The following is a 16,077-nucleotide window of genomic DNA, read 5'->3' as shown; positions in this document are numbered from 1 at the left end:
GTATAACGTATTAATCAATGATATAGTAAAATCATTAATTAACAATATTTAAATTTACAAGGAGGTTAGTCATTATGGAAGTGGAGGTAGGACAAATCGTCAATACCCATGGAATTAAAGGAGAAGTCAAAGTGAAATCTAATTCAGATTTTACAGATACACGTTTTCAACCGGGTGAAGTGTTAACAGCAAAATTAAATCAAATTGAAAAAGAGTTGACTGTGACGTCATATCGTACACACAAAGGATTTCATATGTTGAAATTTGAAGGTATTGACAACATCAATGATATCGAGTATTTAAAAGGCGCTGTACTATATCAAGAACGAGATCATGAAGATATCGAACTTGAAGAAAATGAATTTTATTATTCAGATATTATAGGATGTACTGTATTTGATGATGAACAACAGCCAATTGGTCGCATAACTAGTATTTTTGAAACAGGCGCTAATGATGTGTGGGTTGTAAAAGGAGACAAAGAATATTTAATTCCTTACATAGCAGATGTTGTTAAAGACGTTGATGTAGAAAATAAAACAGTCATTATCACACCAATGGAAGGACTGTTAGATTAATGAAAATCGATTATTTAACTTTATTTCCGGAAATGTTTGATGGCGTACTCAATCATTCTATTTTAAAAAGAGCGCAAGACAAAGAAATTATAAATGTGAATACTATCAATTTTAGAGATTATTCGGTAAATAAACATAATCAAGTAGATGACTATCCATTTGGTGGAGGACAAGGTATGGTATTAAAGCCTGAGCCAGTGTTTAATGCGATGGAAGACATCAATAGGACCGATGATACTCGCGTTATATTAATGTGTCCTCAAGGGCGTCCATTTACGCAAGACATTGCCCAAGAATTAAGTGAAGCCAAACATATTGTGTTTATATGCGGTCATTATGAAGGTTATGATGAACGTATAAGAGAACATTTAGTAACTGACGAAATTTCCATGGGAGATTATGTGTTAACAGGTGGCGAATTACCTGCAATGACTATGACTGATGCTATCGTTAGATTAATTCCCGGAGTACTTGGTAATGAACAGTCACACCAGGATGATTCATTCTCTGATGGATTACTAGAATTCCCACAATATACAAGACCACGTGAGTATAATGGAATGAAGGTACCAGATGTATTATTATCTGGCAATCATGCTCATATTGATCAATGGCGTCATGAACAGAAACTGATTCGCACTTTGAATAAGAGACCTGATTTATTAGAGCAATATGATTTAACAGATAAAGATAAAAAAATAATCCAAACATACAAAAACCAATTGAAAAATGACTAACGTTATGCTAACATAATTTAAGTGTGAAAAAACACTAAAAATCACTATGATCCGCTGCTATACATTTGTCTAGGCAAGAACATAGGTTGAAGAGGAGAATTTATAATGAGTAATCATAAGTTAATCGAAGCAGTAACTAAATCACAATTACGTACAGATTTACCTTCATTCCGTCCAGGTGACACTTTACGTGTACACGTTCGTATCATTGAAGGTTCACGTGAACGTATCCAAGTATTCGAAGGTGTTGTAATTAAACGCCGTGGTGGAGGAATTTCAGAAACTTTCACAGTTCGTAAAATTTCTTCAGGTGTAGGTGTGGAACGTACATTCCCATTACACACTCCAAAAATCGAAAAAATCGAAGTTAAACGTCGCGGTAAAGTACGTCGTGCTAAATTATACTACTTACGTAATTTACGTGGTAAAGCTGCTAGAATTCAAGAAATTCGTTAATCAGCCAATTCGATCAATAAAATGGAATCATAACAGATTCAAATATCAAGCATTAAACTGTTGTCACTTTAGACAAAGTTTAATGCTTTTTTATTTATATTCATATAAAAAAGATGGTCGAGGAACTCACTATTGTGTCCTACGACCATCTTTTTCATCAATTAATTATTCTTTTTCATCTTTCTAGCAAATATCATACTAAGGACAACACCAATAATTGAGATAACAATAAGTAAATAAAAGTGTGGCGGAGTGTATGTTAATCGAATTATTTCTTGGCCTTTATTTACAGGTATAGCTGTCATAATACCATTTGCTTTTTTAACATCCACTGCGTGACCGTCAATCGTTGCCTTCATCCCTTTGGCATAAGGGATAGGCATGATTAAATAGCCATTTTGTTGTTTATCTTTTTTAATTGTATAGCCATTTCTTTGTTTATGAATTTCCACTTTTTTCAATTGTTTTGCTGATTTGCGTAAAGTTTGATAGTTTTCCCCATAAATGCCGTTAATCTTAAGTCGATATTTACCTGGTGAAAGCTTAATATTTAATAGGTCAGACGACGTTACTCTCATAGTGACTGGACTTACAAATCTACGATATTTATATGTGAGAGGATTCCTTTCTTGACTATATTCATTAACACCAACGCGATGTTTCTTGTCAGGTGCTAACAATTCGACATCCATTTCTACATATAAATCTTTATAACGTTGTGCATAAGATTTTGGTAATTGAAGCTCTATACCACCGTTATTTTTGGTAACTTCAATCTGATGGTTTTTGATTTGCTTAGCATGATTTAATTTAATATCAGCTTGGGATATAAGGTTAGAATTTGGCTTAAATGATGTATTTGGTTTTGAACTTTTATCATTCAATACGACGCCTTGAATCATTGCTTGTTCACGGTCTAAAGGTGATTTTAAATCATTTGAATCATAAATTTTATTTGTGATATGTGCTGCAGGATAATCAATCATATTATGTGAATGAATCCATTGATCATCTTTATTTTTTATTAACTTTTCCTTTTCGAATCCATAAGGCATATTTATATCGTTAGGATGTCTAAGACGATCTTCAACACCCCACAGTGCCATTAAGTTAGCACGATTTCCTAAATAGCGATAGGTACTGTTTTTATCTACTGGCATATTGATTTGCATCATTTTATCGTAATATTTCAAAATGTCTCCATCAAATATACTTGAATAGAGAGAAATACCGTTATAGTGGTAAATAAATGGTGAATTTAAACCATAGAATGACATATAATCTATTCTTGATAATGGATTAGATTGAAATCTTTTAATATGTTGAATAGTTTTATTTAATGCTTTACCTCTGTAGCTTGGGTCATCAATTGTTTTCATCGTTGTTTGGTATGGCTCAATTGTATTTTGCGTAGTGATATGTTCAATACCAAGTTGTTGCATGAATATCAACAACACGAGTGCGATTTGAATCCATCTTTTTGATTGAAGTTGTGGTTGCTTAATCAGTAAAGCTAATAAACATATCAATACGATTGACACTGGAATCCAGTATAAGTTTTTTTCTGCTAATGCAAAATAAACAATCCCGTAAATGGTGATAGGGATAGCAATCATACTATATCTTTTAAGAGATAATTCACTGATATGTTGTATGAATAATGCGACTAAAGCACTTGAAGAAAGTGTTAAAGCGTATACCCAACGTCTTTGTGGCATCGAAAAACCATTAAAAGCACTATCAAAGTATTGAGATAGAGAACCAATAAGTAATATCCAAGTAATCATCGCAAATAATTTAAAATAATAATGACGATATAATTTAAATGAAAATAAAGCAATAATAGTAATAAACGTAATGGTTATATAAAAGCCATCTGAAAAAATATTAAAATTAGGATTAACAAGATCTGTAAATAATGGTGTTTTAAGTTTAGGATTTTGTGCTCGGTCATTATTAAAAAATGACGATAATCCTGTATATAAGCCTAAAATACTACTCATTACGCTTAATAAAACACCGATAATGAGTAAATAGCATTTTTGCCATCTATTAACGATATCATTAGGGTGAACGACGATGACTCTATACATAAAGTAAAAGCCTAAGACAATTGCTTGATAATAGCTAAAATAGAAATTCATAAATAAAGTTAAAGCAATGACAAAGATAAATAACCCTATTTTCTTCTCTCTGAAGAAGCGTTCCATCGCAAATAATGATAGTGGTAATAGAATTAACAAATTACCGTAAAATGACCATGTAAAGTTATAGTAGATAACTACGGTTGACATACCATACATTATCGTTGCCACTATAATTGCTAGAGGTTTTAACTTTATGTATTTAAAGAAATAAAACGTACAGATAAATGTAATAACTGTTCTAACATATGCCATAATGAGTTGATTAATTGGCCAATAACTAATATCGTGAGGATTTGCTAAACCCATGTTTTCTAATATCCATATCGTTAAAAAGTTTAACCACATTAAAGGCGACATGGAATAATAATATGCCAAGCCCTTTACATAATCTCCACCTAATCCAAAGGATTCATCATAAAATCCTTTGAATTGCGTGAAGTGTTCATATAGATACATTTGAAAGGGCATCATTTGCCTAAAGCCATCACCTTCACCACTAAAGACAATACCTTGAGTGATAAAACGGTAAATGAATGGAATATATATGCATAATGATAAAATGCAACTTAAAATAATAATTGAAGATAATAATAAGAATGGCTTAGAAACAATTTTTTTAAACACTATGTGTCCTCTTCTTTCTCTTTTTAGGATAAATGTATTTAATGAATAACCAACTTATAATAATGCTTAAAATCGAAACGAATATCATTGTATTCCATAAAGGTGGTTGATATTTAATGACTATTGTTTTGGCATTTTTTTCTACTGGTACAGCTGTCATCATGCCATTGGCTTTATAAACATTTTCTTGTTCTCCATCAACAAAAGCTTTCATACCACTTCGATATGGAATGTTAATAGTTGCTATACCTTTTGAATGTTTATCTAAATTAACTTTGACGCCATTTTTAATGTCATGATATTTCAAATTAAAGTTTGCGTTTTCATGTGCTTTTTTGAGCTTATCATAATTTTCACCATTTAGGTTCAATAATTGAAAATCAAAAGTGCCTTTTGGTGATAGTTGAATCGTTATATCACCATTCTTATCGGGTTGTGTTCGGTAAAGTTGTGTATCTACACCGATTCTATAAACAGAATCATTGTATAAACGATTGTTACTATATTGATTAATACCCACTGTATAATTACTATCTGGTAAACCTCTTTTAATTTTCATAGTTAAATAAAAATCAGTATAACGTTTTTGTAAGGACTTAGGTAAATGAAGTTTAACTTTACCTGAAGATTGAGTGACTTTAATATGATGTTTATTTGATTTAACAATGTTTTGACTAGAGATATCAACTTGATTTAATAAATTTTTAGCTTTTTGTTTATAGTTTGTTCCTTTATTATTTAATACCACACCGTCTAACATTGCATGTTCTCTATCTATAGGGGTCTTTAAAGATTTACTATCATAAATATGATTTGTCACTTTAACTGAAGGAAGATTAAGTGCATTTTCGTAAATAGAATATTGACCGGCAGATTTAACTTTTTTAAAGAAACTTGGGATATTATGTTGATACTCTTTCAACATGACGTATCGAATAGAAAACAGACTGGCAATATTTTGTCTACCATTCGTCGATTGATAACGACTCAGTGATTCTTCAGCCATGTTAATCTTTAAATCGTCATAATAATCATCGAGTATATTATGATGGAAAATACTTGAATACAAACTTAATCCTTTGAAATGTTGATACATAGGAGTGTTGTCTTGTTCGTTAACACGCCAATCAATACGCTCATCATTACGTTTAGAATCATTCATTTGCTTAACTAATGCGCGCTGTAATTCGGAACTATACATATTGGAATTAAGGTAGTACGTATTTGCTCTATCTTTATGATCTTCAAAGTATATTTGATTCTTTATAAAAACAAATGACACCATAATGTTAAGTATAGCAATGGCAATGATAAATAGATAGGTCAATTTGGTACGACTCGTTCTATCGTTGATAATTAAAATACATAAACCAATGACAGATACGATAGGCACCAATATAATCCATGCAACATACGTATGATATATAATTGCACTAATAAATATGACGCTTTGAGCCAATATACTTGTGATGAGATATGATTTAATCGATATAGTTTTAAAATATTTTACATAAAGGCCTATAAGCATTGCTGAATTAAATGCAATGATAAAATGCCATCTTTTTTGAGGTGCAGAAAACCCATTAAATAATTGGTCTATAAATGGAATAAAATTAAAACATATAAATATAATAGTTAAAATGGCAAATACTCGATAATAAAAGTGTCTATATAATTTGAAACTTAAAATAGCTTGGATAGTTATAAATAAAATGACGATTAAATAATTATCAAAAAATAAATTTGTATTTGCATCCAAATGTTCAAAGTGTGGCACCTTACCTGAGAAAGGTGCTCTACGGTTATTTAAATAACTTTGAACACTATGGTAAAAAATAAAAAGACTATTACCGAACGATAAAAAACCACTGATACCAAAGATGCAGAGCGCTTGCTTACGATTGGCTAAATCATTAGGATGTCTAAAGATAATTCTAAGAATGATATAACCAGCACCAATGATAAGTAAGTAATAAGCAAAATAAAAATTATTAATCAATATGAGCGACGTTGTAACAACAAATAAACCTATTTTTTTACATGTTAAATATCGTTCTATAGATAAAAGTAACAAAGGCATGAAAATGAAAACATCACTAAAAAATGGCCAGTATACGGTGAATCTAAAATATAACGGTGATATTACAAATAAAAAGGCCATAAGTAGACTGATAAGATGATGTTTTGTTAGATGCTTTGCAAATAAATAAGTACAATAAAGTGCAATACTTGCTTTAATAATAGAAACGATAAGTGCGTTATTCATCCAAAATAATAATTGAGATGTGTCTAAATGAATAAACAGCTTGAACAGCATAATGACGAATGCGTTGATTATAAAGAGTATATTTGTAGAAAAGTAATAGCTTAAATCGGTGAAGAAGTCACCACCTAATCCAAAATCTGATGAATAAAACCAGTTACCGTGACTCCATTGATTAAATAGAAACATTTGGATAGGAACCATTTGTTCCATACCATCATTAGGTCCGGTAAAAAGTATGCCATCATGATAAAATTTATATATAACGTAGCTATGACCAACAAGTGATAAAAGTACGAATATGAATATGTATTTAAGTAATTTTTTCATGTCTTTCTCCTACTTGCATATATTTATCATGAGCATGTTTTACACTACCAAAAGTTAAGTGGTTTATATGTTAATTTTAAATTCATGCTTATTATCAAATTGTAGGTGATAGTATGATTGATGAAAAGTATTTATGCTTCTGTTTTAGACATTTTACAAAATCTTAAAATATAAAAATTGAAGTAAAATGGTCAAACAAGCTTATCGTGTTAAACTAAACCTAGTCTAGATGAAGATGTTAGCGTATAATTTGAACAATATGTATTTTAGAAAAATTGATAGTAACGAAAGGTGATAACTATGGCAATTCAATGGTATCCAGGACATATGGCTAAAGCCAAAAGGGAAGTAAGTGAGCAATTAAAAAAAGTTGATGTTGTGTTTGAACTTGTCGATGCTCGTATTCCTTATAGCTCAAGAAACCCAATGATTGATGAAGTAATTAAACAAAAACCTAGAGTGGTTATTTTAAATAAAAAAGATATGACAAACTTAAAAGAACTAGAAAAATGGGAACAATTTTTTGAAGAGAAAGGGTATTATCCAGTTGCTGTAGATGCGAAGCATGGTAAAAATTTAAAAGATGTTGAGAAAGCAGCAATACAAGCTACTAAAGAGAAATTTGAGCGTGAAAAAGCGAAAGGTTTAAGACCAAGAGCGATAAGAGCAATGATTGTTGGTATACCTAATGTTGGTAAATCAACACTCATTAATAAACTTGCCAATCGTAGTGTTGCACAAACTGGTAATAAACCAGGTGTTACGAAACAACAACAATGGATTAAAGTAGGTAAATCTTTACAATTATTAGATACACCAGGAATTTTATGGCCAAAATTCGAAGACGAAGAAGTAGGTAAAAAATTGAGTCTAACAGGTGCGATTAAAGATAGCATTGTTCATTTAGACGAAGTAGCCATTTACGGTCTTCAATTTATGATTGAAAGAGATTTAGATGGATTAAAAAATCACTATAATATTGACGTTGATGAACAAGCTGAAATATTAGAATGGTTTGATGCAATTGGTCGTCGTAGAGGCCTTCTGCAAAAGGGTAACGAAGTAGATTATGAAGCAGTTATTGAACTTATTATTTATGAAATTCGTAATGCTAAAATTGGTACATATTGCTTTGATATTTTTAAAGAAATGAAGCGTGACATAGAACATGAGTAAAACAATTAAAGAGATGAAATCAATTATTGATCAAATTGATTCTCTAGAGGTGCTTGAACAACATGAATGTAATATCGATGCGCGTAAAGGTGTTCAAAAAGCCATTGCTTCACGTAGAAAACAATTAGAAAAAGAATTAGCATTAATTCGTAATTATGAAGATATGAATTGGTATGAAAATGATATATTAGCTCAAAATAACAAAGCAATTATTTGCGGTATTGATGAAGTTGGAAGAGGACCGCTTGCTGGACCGGTCGTGACATGTGCAGTGATTTTAAATCCAGGACATCGATATCTAGGTCTAAACGATTCTAAAAAAGTATCTGCCAAAAATAGAGTAATCTTGAATCAACAATTAAAAGAGGGTGTGACAGATTATGCATATGGCATTGCGACATCAGCAGAAATTGATGAAATGAATATCTATCAAGCAACGCGGTTGGCTATGCAACGTGCTATTGATCAATTAAATATTCGACCAACTCAATTATTAATTGATGCGATGACTTTAGATAATGAGATTAGCCAAACATCGATTATTAAAGGTGATGCTAAAAGTGTATCTATTGCAGCTGCAAGTATCATGGCCAAAGAGTACCGAGATCATTATATGAAGGAATTAGCGAAACAATATCCTGGTTATGATTTCGAAAAAAATGTTGGTTATGGTACTAAAGCTCATCTTGAAGGTATAGCTCAAAATGGTGTCATATCAGAGCATCGTAAAACTTTTGAACCGATTAAATCAATCTTACAATAGTTTGAATTTTAAATTAATTGCAAAAAAGATGGTGTATCAGTTTACAATAACGCTTACATTTTTTATAATTAAAAGGGAACTTAACCTAAGAAACAGGAGGATGGAAGATGAATATCCACGAGTATCAAGGTAAAGAAATATTTCGTTCAATGGGCGTTGCCGTTCCAGAAGGACGAGTAGCATTTACTGCTGAAGAAGCGGTGGAAAAAGCGAAAGAATTAGATTCAGATGTATATGTGGTTAAAGCACAAATACACGCTGGGGGTAGAGGTAAAGCAGGCGGTGTTAAAATTGCTAAATCACTATCTGAAGTTGAAACTTACGCTAATGAATTATTAGGTAAACAATTAGTTACACATCAAACAGGACCTGAAGGTAAAGAAGTTAAACGCTTGTATATCGAACAAGGTTGCGATATTCAAAAAGAATATTATGTAGGTTTTGTAATTGATCGTGCTACTGATAAAGTGACTTTAATGGCTTCAGAAGAAGGCGGTACTGAAATTGAAGAAGTAGCTGCTAAAACACCTGAAAAAATCTTTAAAGAAACAATTGATCCAGTTGTAGGATTATCACCTTACCAAGCACGTAGAATTGCTTTCAATATTAATATTCCTAAAGAATCAATTAATAAAGCAGCGAAATTCTTAATTTCACTTTACAATGTATTTATTGAAAAAGATTGTTCAATCGTTGAAATTAACCCACTAGTAACTACTGGTGATGGTGATGTTTTAGCATTAGATGCTAAACTTAATTTCGATGATAATGCTTTATTCAGACATAAAGATATTATGGAATTAAGAGACTTAGAAGAAGAAGATCCAAAAGAAATCGAAGCGTCTAAATATGATTTATCATATATCGCTTTAGATGGAGATATTGGTTGTATGGTTAATGGTGCAGGTTTAGCCATGGCTACAATGGATACAATCAATCATTTTGGTGGAAATCCGGCTAACTTCTTAGACGTTGGTGGCGGTGCTACTAAAGAAAAAGTTACTGAAGCATTCAAAATCATCTTAGGTGATGAACATGTTAAAGGTATCTTTGTAAATATCTTTGGTGGAATCATGAAATGTGACGTCATTGCTGAAGGTATCGTTGCAGCAGTTAAAGAAGTAGAGTTAACTTTACCACTTGTAGTACGTTTAGAAGGTACAAACGTAGAACGCGGTAAAGAAATCTTAAATGATTCAGGTTTAGCGATTGAACCAGCATCTACTATGGCTGAAGGTGCTCAAAAAATTGTTAAACTTGTGAAAGAATCATAAGGAAAGGATGGGAACACTAAGATGAGTGTATTTATAGATAAAAATACTAAAGTAATTGTACAAGGTATTACAGGGTCTACTGCCCTTTTTCATACAAAACAAATGTTAGATTATGGAACACAAATTGTCGCAGGGGTAACACCTGGTAAAGGTGGACAAGTAGTAGAAGGTGTTCCAGTATACAATACTGTAGAAGAAGCAAAACAAGAAACTGGTGCTAATGTATCAGTAGTTTATGTGCCTGCGCCATTTGCTGCAGACTCAATTTTAGAAGCAGCTGATGCAGAATTAGACATGGTTATTTGTATTACTGAGCATATTCCTGTTGTAGATATGGTTAAAGTTAAACGTTATTTACAAGGTAGAAAAACACGTTTAGTAGGACCAAACTGCCCAGGTGTTATTACAGCAGATGAATGTAAAATTGGTATTATGCCAGGTTATATCCATAAAAAAGGTCACGTAGGTGTTGTATCTCGTTCAGGTACATTAACTTATGAAGCAGTTCACCAATTAACTGAAGAAGGTATTGGTCAAACAACTGCTGTAGGTATCGGTGGTGACCCAGTTAACGGTACTAACTTCATCGATGTATTAAAAGCATTCAATGAAGACCCTGAAACTAAAGCGGTTGTTATGATTGGTGAAATCGGTGGTACAGCTGAAGAAGAAGCAGCTGAATGGATTAAAGCCAACATGACTAAACCTGTTGTAGGATTCATTGGTGGTCAAACAGCACCTCCAGGAAAACGTATGGGCCATGCTGGTGCCATTATTTCTGGTGGTAAAGGTACTGCATCAGAAAAAATTAAAACTTTAAATAGTTGTGGTGTAGAAACAGCTAACACACCTTCTGAAATTGGTACAACATTAATCGAAGCAGCTAAAAAAGCTGGTATTTACGAAGAATTATTAACTGTAAAATAATCAGTATGAATAATGTTTGTTATGAGCTTAGACACTTCTAAAAGTGTCTAAGCTTTTTTGTGAGCATTATATTATTACGATTATTTTTTCATATGTCATTTCAGTTGTATAAAGAGTTGATAGTTTTACTTCTTAAAAGTACGTTACAATTAGTGCTAAGATGTTTTTCAACTGTAATATTTTAATGAGTTATTTCTTTGTATAATTAAGTTAAAGGAGTAATGAACTTGAACGAATACTTTTTACTTAAATTATACTGGTCGCAATTTACAACCTCTCAAATCCATCAATTCTATCGGTACTACCCACATATTTTCCAAATGACTCCTAAAGAACAAGAAACGTCATTATTATGCTGGATAACACATCATCATCCTATGTTTCTTTCTAAATTTCATAAATATAAACAAATAAATATACAAGAAATTATGAAAATTCTTCGACAATTACATGTAAAATATATCACTTGTTTCGACCAAGGTTATCCACATTTATTAAAAGAAATCTATGATTATCCATTAGTTCTATTTTATAAAGGAGATGAAAAGCTATTTTTAAGTAGTCAAACTCTAGCCATAGTTGGGTCTAGGAAATGTACACATTATACTCAAGAAGCGCTTCATTTTCTTTTTCCTTCATTTAAAGATAAAAATATTACAATCATTTCTGGACTAGCAGAAGGCGCTGATAGTAAAGCACACATACAAGCATTGAAAAATCATTTACCAACCATTGCAGTACTAGGTTTTGGACACCATTATTATTATCCTAGATCCTCGGTTTCATTAAGAAATCGGATTGAAAAAGAGGGGTTAGTCATTTCAGAATATCCACCTTTTTCGCCAATTGCTAAATATAAATTTCCAGAAAGAAATAGGATTATTAGTGGTTTGTCAAAAGGTGTATTACTAACTGAGGCAAACGAAAGAAGTGGTAGCAGAATTACAATTGATTGTGCATTAGAACAAAATAGAAACGTGTATGTTTTACCAGGTAAATTATTTGATTCCAAAACAAAAGGCAATTTATTATTACACCAAGAAGGGGCTACTATAGTCGTTAGTGAAGAAGATATTTTACAAGACTATTTAAATTGATAAAATAGTTTGTATGAGACAATTAGACATTATGAAAATGGATTAAAATCATTAAAGAAATGGTTGGGAAATTAAATAAAAGATAAAACAAAATGCTTGATAAAATATTAAAACATTGACAAAAACAAAATTAAACGTTTATCATTTATCTTTAGTAATTAGATTAGCAAGGGGGAAATCACTTTGGCAGATAATTTAGTCATAGTTGAGTCGCCTGCAAAAGCTAAAACCATTGAAAAGTATTTAGGAAAAAGATATAAAGTTATTGCTTCAATGGGACACGTTCGTGATTTACCTAGAAGTCAAATGGGCGTGGACACTGAAGATAACTATGAACCCAAATATATAACAATACGTGGTAAAGGTCCTGTCGTTAAAGAATTGAAAAAGCATGCTAAGAAAGCTAAAAAAGTTTTTCTAGCTAGTGACCCTGACCGCGAAGGTGAAGCGATTGCTTGGCATTTATCAAAAATTTTAGAATTAGAAGATTCAAAAGAAAACAGAGTAGTATTTAATGAAATAACTAAAGATGCAGTAAAGGATAGTTTCAAACACCCTAGAGGTATTGAAATGGATTTAGTAGATGCGCAACAAGCACGTCGTATACTTGATAGATTAGTGGGTTATAATATTTCTCCAGTCTTATGGAAGAAGGTTAAAAAAGGTTTATCAGCTGGACGTGTACAATCTGTAGCATTGAAACTCGTAATTGATAGAGAAAATGAAATAAGAAACTTTAAACCAGAAGAATATTGGACAATTGAAGGTGAGTTTAGATATAAAAAGTCTAAATTTACAGCCAAATTCCTTCATTATAAAAACAAACCATATAAATTAAATAAAAAAGAAGACGTTGAAAAAATTACTGCAGCGTTAGATGGAGACGAGTTTGAAATAACAAATGTTAATAAAAAAGAAAAAACACGTAATCCAGCTAATCCATTTACAACGTCTACACTTCAACAAGAGGCAGCACGTAAACTGAATTTTAAAGCACGTAAAACAATGATGATTGCACAACAACTATATGAAGGTATTGATTTGAAACGACAAGGAACAGTTGGTTTAATTACCTATATGCGTACTGATTCAACTCGTATCTCAGATCAAGCTAAATCAGAAGCTAAAAATTATATCATTGACAAGTATGGCAATGAATATGTATCTAATAGGAAAGCATCTGGTAAACAAGGGGATCAAGATGCCCATGAAGCTATAAGACCTACAAGCACACTAAGAACACCAGAAGAAATGAAACCGTTCTTAACACGTGACCAACATCGATTATATAAATTGATATGGGAACGTTTCGTAGCTAGTCAAATGGCTCCAGCAATTTTAGATACTATTGCTTTAGATGTCACTCAGAATGATATTAAATTCAGAGCGAATGGTCAGACAATAAAATTTAAAGGTTTCATGACATTATATGTTGAAACTAAAGATGATAAAGACAGTGATAAAGAAAATAAATTACCTAAATTAGAACAAGGTGATAAAGTCACTGCTACACAAATTGAACCTGCACAACATTTTACACAACCACCACCAAGATATACCGAAGCACGGTTAGTTAAAACATTAGAAGAATTGAAGATTGGACGACCTTCTACGTATGCACCAACGATAGATACAATTCAAAAACGTAACTACGTTAAACTTGAAAGTAAACGTTTCATGCCAACAGAATTAGGTGAAATCGTTTATGAACAAGTGAAAGAATACTTCCCAGAAATTATCGATGTCGAATTTACAGTTAATATGGAAACATTACTTGATAAAATTGCAGAAGGTGACATGAATTGGAGAAAAGTTGTTGGTGACTTCTACAATAGTTTCAAACAAGATGTTGAACGTGCTGAAGAGGAAATGGAAAAAATTGAGATAAAAGATGAACCTGCTGGAGAAGACTGTGAAGTTTGTGGCTCTCCAATGGTTATTAAAATGGGAAGATACGGAAAATTCATGGCATGTTCCAATTTCCCAGATTGTCGAAATACAAAAGCAATTGTTAAGACTATCGGTGTTAAGTGCCCTACGTGTAAAGATGGAGAAGTAGTTGAACGTAAATCTAAGAAAAATAGAATTTTTTATGGTTGTTCTAATTATCCAGAATGTGATTTCATCTCATGGGATAAACCGGTAGGCAGAGATTGTCCAAAATGTAATCATTACCTAGTTGATAAGAAAAAAGGTCGAAGTAGCCAAGTGACTTGTTCAAATTGTGATTACAAAGAAGAAGTACAAAAATAGATATGACTTATATAAAAATAGCTACACAATCAAGTTGTGCGAGCTATTTTTATAGTTTGAATGAAGATCATAAATCGTTAAAATATAACCAAACGAATTCTACAGGAGGCATAAGCATGACACAAACAGTCAATGTAGTTGGTGCAGGTTTAGCTGGTTCCGAAGCTGCATATCAATTAGCAGAAAGAGGAATTAAAGTTAATTTAATAGAAATGCGCCCAGTTAAACAAACACCTGCGCATCATACAGATAAATTTGCAGAGTTAGTATGTTCAAACTCATTAAGAGGTAATGCACTTACAAATGCTGTAGGTGTATTAAAAGAAGAAATGCGACGCTTAGATTCTTTAATTATAAAAGCTGCAGATAAAGCCAGAGTACCGGCAGGAGGGGCCCTTGCAGTTGATAGACATGATTTTGCTGGCTATATCACAGACACACTTAGAAATCATCCCAATGTGACAGTTTTAAATCAAGAAGTACACAATATTCCTGAAGGATATACAATCATAGCGACAGGACCACTTACTACAGAAAACTTAGCACAAGAAATCGTGGATATTACAGGAAAAGATCAATTGTACTTCTATGATGCTGCAGCACCTATTATCGAAAAAGATTCAATTGATATGGATAAAGTTTATTTAAAATCTAGATATGATAAAGGAGAAGCAGCATATTTAAATTGTCCGATGACCGAAGAAGAGTTTGACCGTTTTTATAATGCCGTATTAGAAGCAGAAGTCGCTCCCGTTAATGAATTTGAAAAAGAAAAATACTTTGAAGGTTGTATGCCGTTTGAAGTAATGGCAGCACGTGGTAGAAAAACATTACTATTTGGGCCAATGAAACCAGTTGGATTAGAAGATCCTAAAACTGGTAAACGACCATTTGCAGTTGTTCAATTAAGACAAGATGATGCAGCAGGCACGTTATATAATATTGTTGGTTTCCAAACACATTTAAAATGGGGTGCTCAAAAAGAAGTTATCAAATTAATACCAGGATTAGAAAATGTAGATATCGTACGATATGGTGTGATGCACAGAAATACATTTATTAATTCACCAGATGTCTTAAACGAAAAGTATGAATTAATTGGTCATGAAAATATTTACTTTGCAGGACAAATGACAGGTGTGGAAGGTTACGTTGAAAGTGCAGCAAGCGGATTAGTTTCAGGGATTAACTTAGCACATAAATTACTAGATAAAGGTGAGGTTATTTTCCCTAGGGAAACAATGATTGGTAGCATGGCTTACTATATTTCACACGCTAAAAATGAAAAGAACTTCCAACCAATGAATGCCAACTTTGGTTTATTACCATCATTAGAAAAGAGAATTAAAGATAAAAAAGAAAGATATGAAACACAAGCAAATCGTGCATTAGAATATCTTGAAAATTATAAAAAAACTTTATAATTTTTAAGAACATAAACTAGATGGCTTA

General features: G+C 32.0%; 12 protein-coding genes. 10 read left to right on the top strand and 2 right to left on the bottom strand.

The window, feature by feature from the left end; translation table 11 throughout:
* Positions 1-74: 74 nt before the first annotated feature.
* From rimM to rplS, 3 genes are all read left to right on the top strand, one after another.
* Complete coding sequence (gene rimM, locus AC2D8K_RS04100) at positions 75-578, top strand: ribosome maturation factor RimM (protein WP_002450572.1); 504 nt, start codon at positions 75-77, stop codon at positions 576-578.
* On the top strand, positions 578-1,315 hold the full coding sequence (gene trmD / locus AC2D8K_RS04095) for a tRNA (guanosine(37)-N1)-methyltransferase TrmD (RefSeq protein WP_002450571.1): 738 nt from the start codon (positions 578-580) through the stop codon (positions 1,313-1,315). The genes rimM and trmD overlap by 1 nt, the downstream gene beginning before the upstream one ends.
* A 105-nt stretch (positions 1,316-1,420) precedes the next feature.
* The gene (rplS, locus tag AC2D8K_RS04090) at positions 1,421-1,771 is read left to right on the top strand and encodes a 50S ribosomal protein L19 (RefSeq protein ID WP_002450570.1); all 351 of its coding nucleotides are present in this window, start codon (positions 1,421-1,423) and stop codon (positions 1,769-1,771) included.
* Between the two features lie 161 nt (positions 1,772-1,932).
* Here rplS and AC2D8K_RS04085 read toward each other — a convergent pair whose 3' ends face one another.
* Together AC2D8K_RS04085 and AC2D8K_RS04080 are read right to left on the bottom strand one after the other, a co-directional pair.
* The gene (locus AC2D8K_RS04085) at positions 1,933-4,542 is read right to left on the bottom strand and encodes a YfhO family protein (protein WP_484698075.1); all 2,610 of its coding nucleotides are present in this window, start codon (positions 4,540-4,542) and stop codon (positions 1,933-1,935) included.
* Positions 4,535-7,135: a YfhO family protein gene (locus tag AC2D8K_RS04080; protein WP_002450568.1), complete on the bottom strand. Its 2,601-nt coding sequence runs from the start codon at positions 7,133-7,135 to the stop codon at positions 4,535-4,537. Before AC2D8K_RS04080 ends, AC2D8K_RS04085 begins: the two co-directional genes overlap by 8 nt.
* Before the next feature lie 300 nt (positions 7,136-7,435).
* Here AC2D8K_RS04080 and ylqF point away from each other — a divergent pair, with 300 nt between their 5' ends.
* The 7 genes from ylqF (at position 7,436) to trmFO (ending at position 16,049) form a co-directional block, all read left to right on the top strand.
* Positions 7,436-8,311, top strand: coding sequence for a ribosome biogenesis GTPase YlqF (gene ylqF, locus AC2D8K_RS04075; RefSeq protein WP_484698074.1), 876 nt, complete (start codon positions 7,436-7,438; stop codon positions 8,309-8,311).
* A complete protein-coding gene (locus AC2D8K_RS04070) occupies positions 8,304-9,074 on the top strand; it encodes a ribonuclease HII (RefSeq protein ID WP_002450566.1) in 771 nt (256 codons plus the stop codon). The genes ylqF and AC2D8K_RS04070 overlap by 8 nt, the downstream gene beginning before the upstream one ends.
* A gap of 107 nt (positions 9,075-9,181) precedes the next feature.
* Positions 9,182-10,348, top strand: coding sequence for an ADP-forming succinate--CoA ligase subunit beta (sucC, locus tag AC2D8K_RS04065; RefSeq protein WP_002450565.1), 1,167 nt, complete (start codon positions 9,182-9,184; stop codon positions 10,346-10,348).
* A 21-nt stretch (positions 10,349-10,369) separates the two neighbouring features.
* Positions 10,370-11,275: a succinate--CoA ligase subunit alpha gene (sucD, locus tag AC2D8K_RS04060; protein ID WP_002450564.1), complete on the top strand. Its 906-nt coding sequence runs from the start codon at positions 10,370-10,372 to the stop codon at positions 11,273-11,275.
* Positions 11,276-11,496: 221 nt separating this feature from the next.
* Positions 11,497-12,372 (top strand): DNA-processing protein DprA, encoded by an 876-nt coding sequence (dprA, locus tag AC2D8K_RS04055; protein ID WP_484698072.1) that lies wholly within the window; start codon positions 11,497-11,499, stop codon positions 12,370-12,372.
* 177 nt (positions 12,373-12,549) lie between these two features.
* Complete coding sequence (gene topA / locus AC2D8K_RS04050) at positions 12,550-14,625, top strand: type I DNA topoisomerase (RefSeq protein WP_171970108.1); 2,076 nt, start codon at positions 12,550-12,552, stop codon at positions 14,623-14,625.
* A 116-nt stretch (positions 14,626-14,741) separates the two neighbouring features.
* Entirely contained in the window at positions 14,742-16,049 is a 1,308-nt protein-coding gene (gene trmFO / locus AC2D8K_RS04045; protein WP_002450561.1) for an FADH(2)-oxidizing methylenetetrahydrofolate--tRNA-(uracil(54)-C(5))-methyltransferase TrmFO, read from the top strand.
* Positions 16,050-16,077 lie beyond the last annotated feature (28 nt).

The organism is Staphylococcus sp. 510, from assembly GCF_057219715.1.
This window is presented reverse-complemented; position numbering and strand designations above follow the sequence as displayed.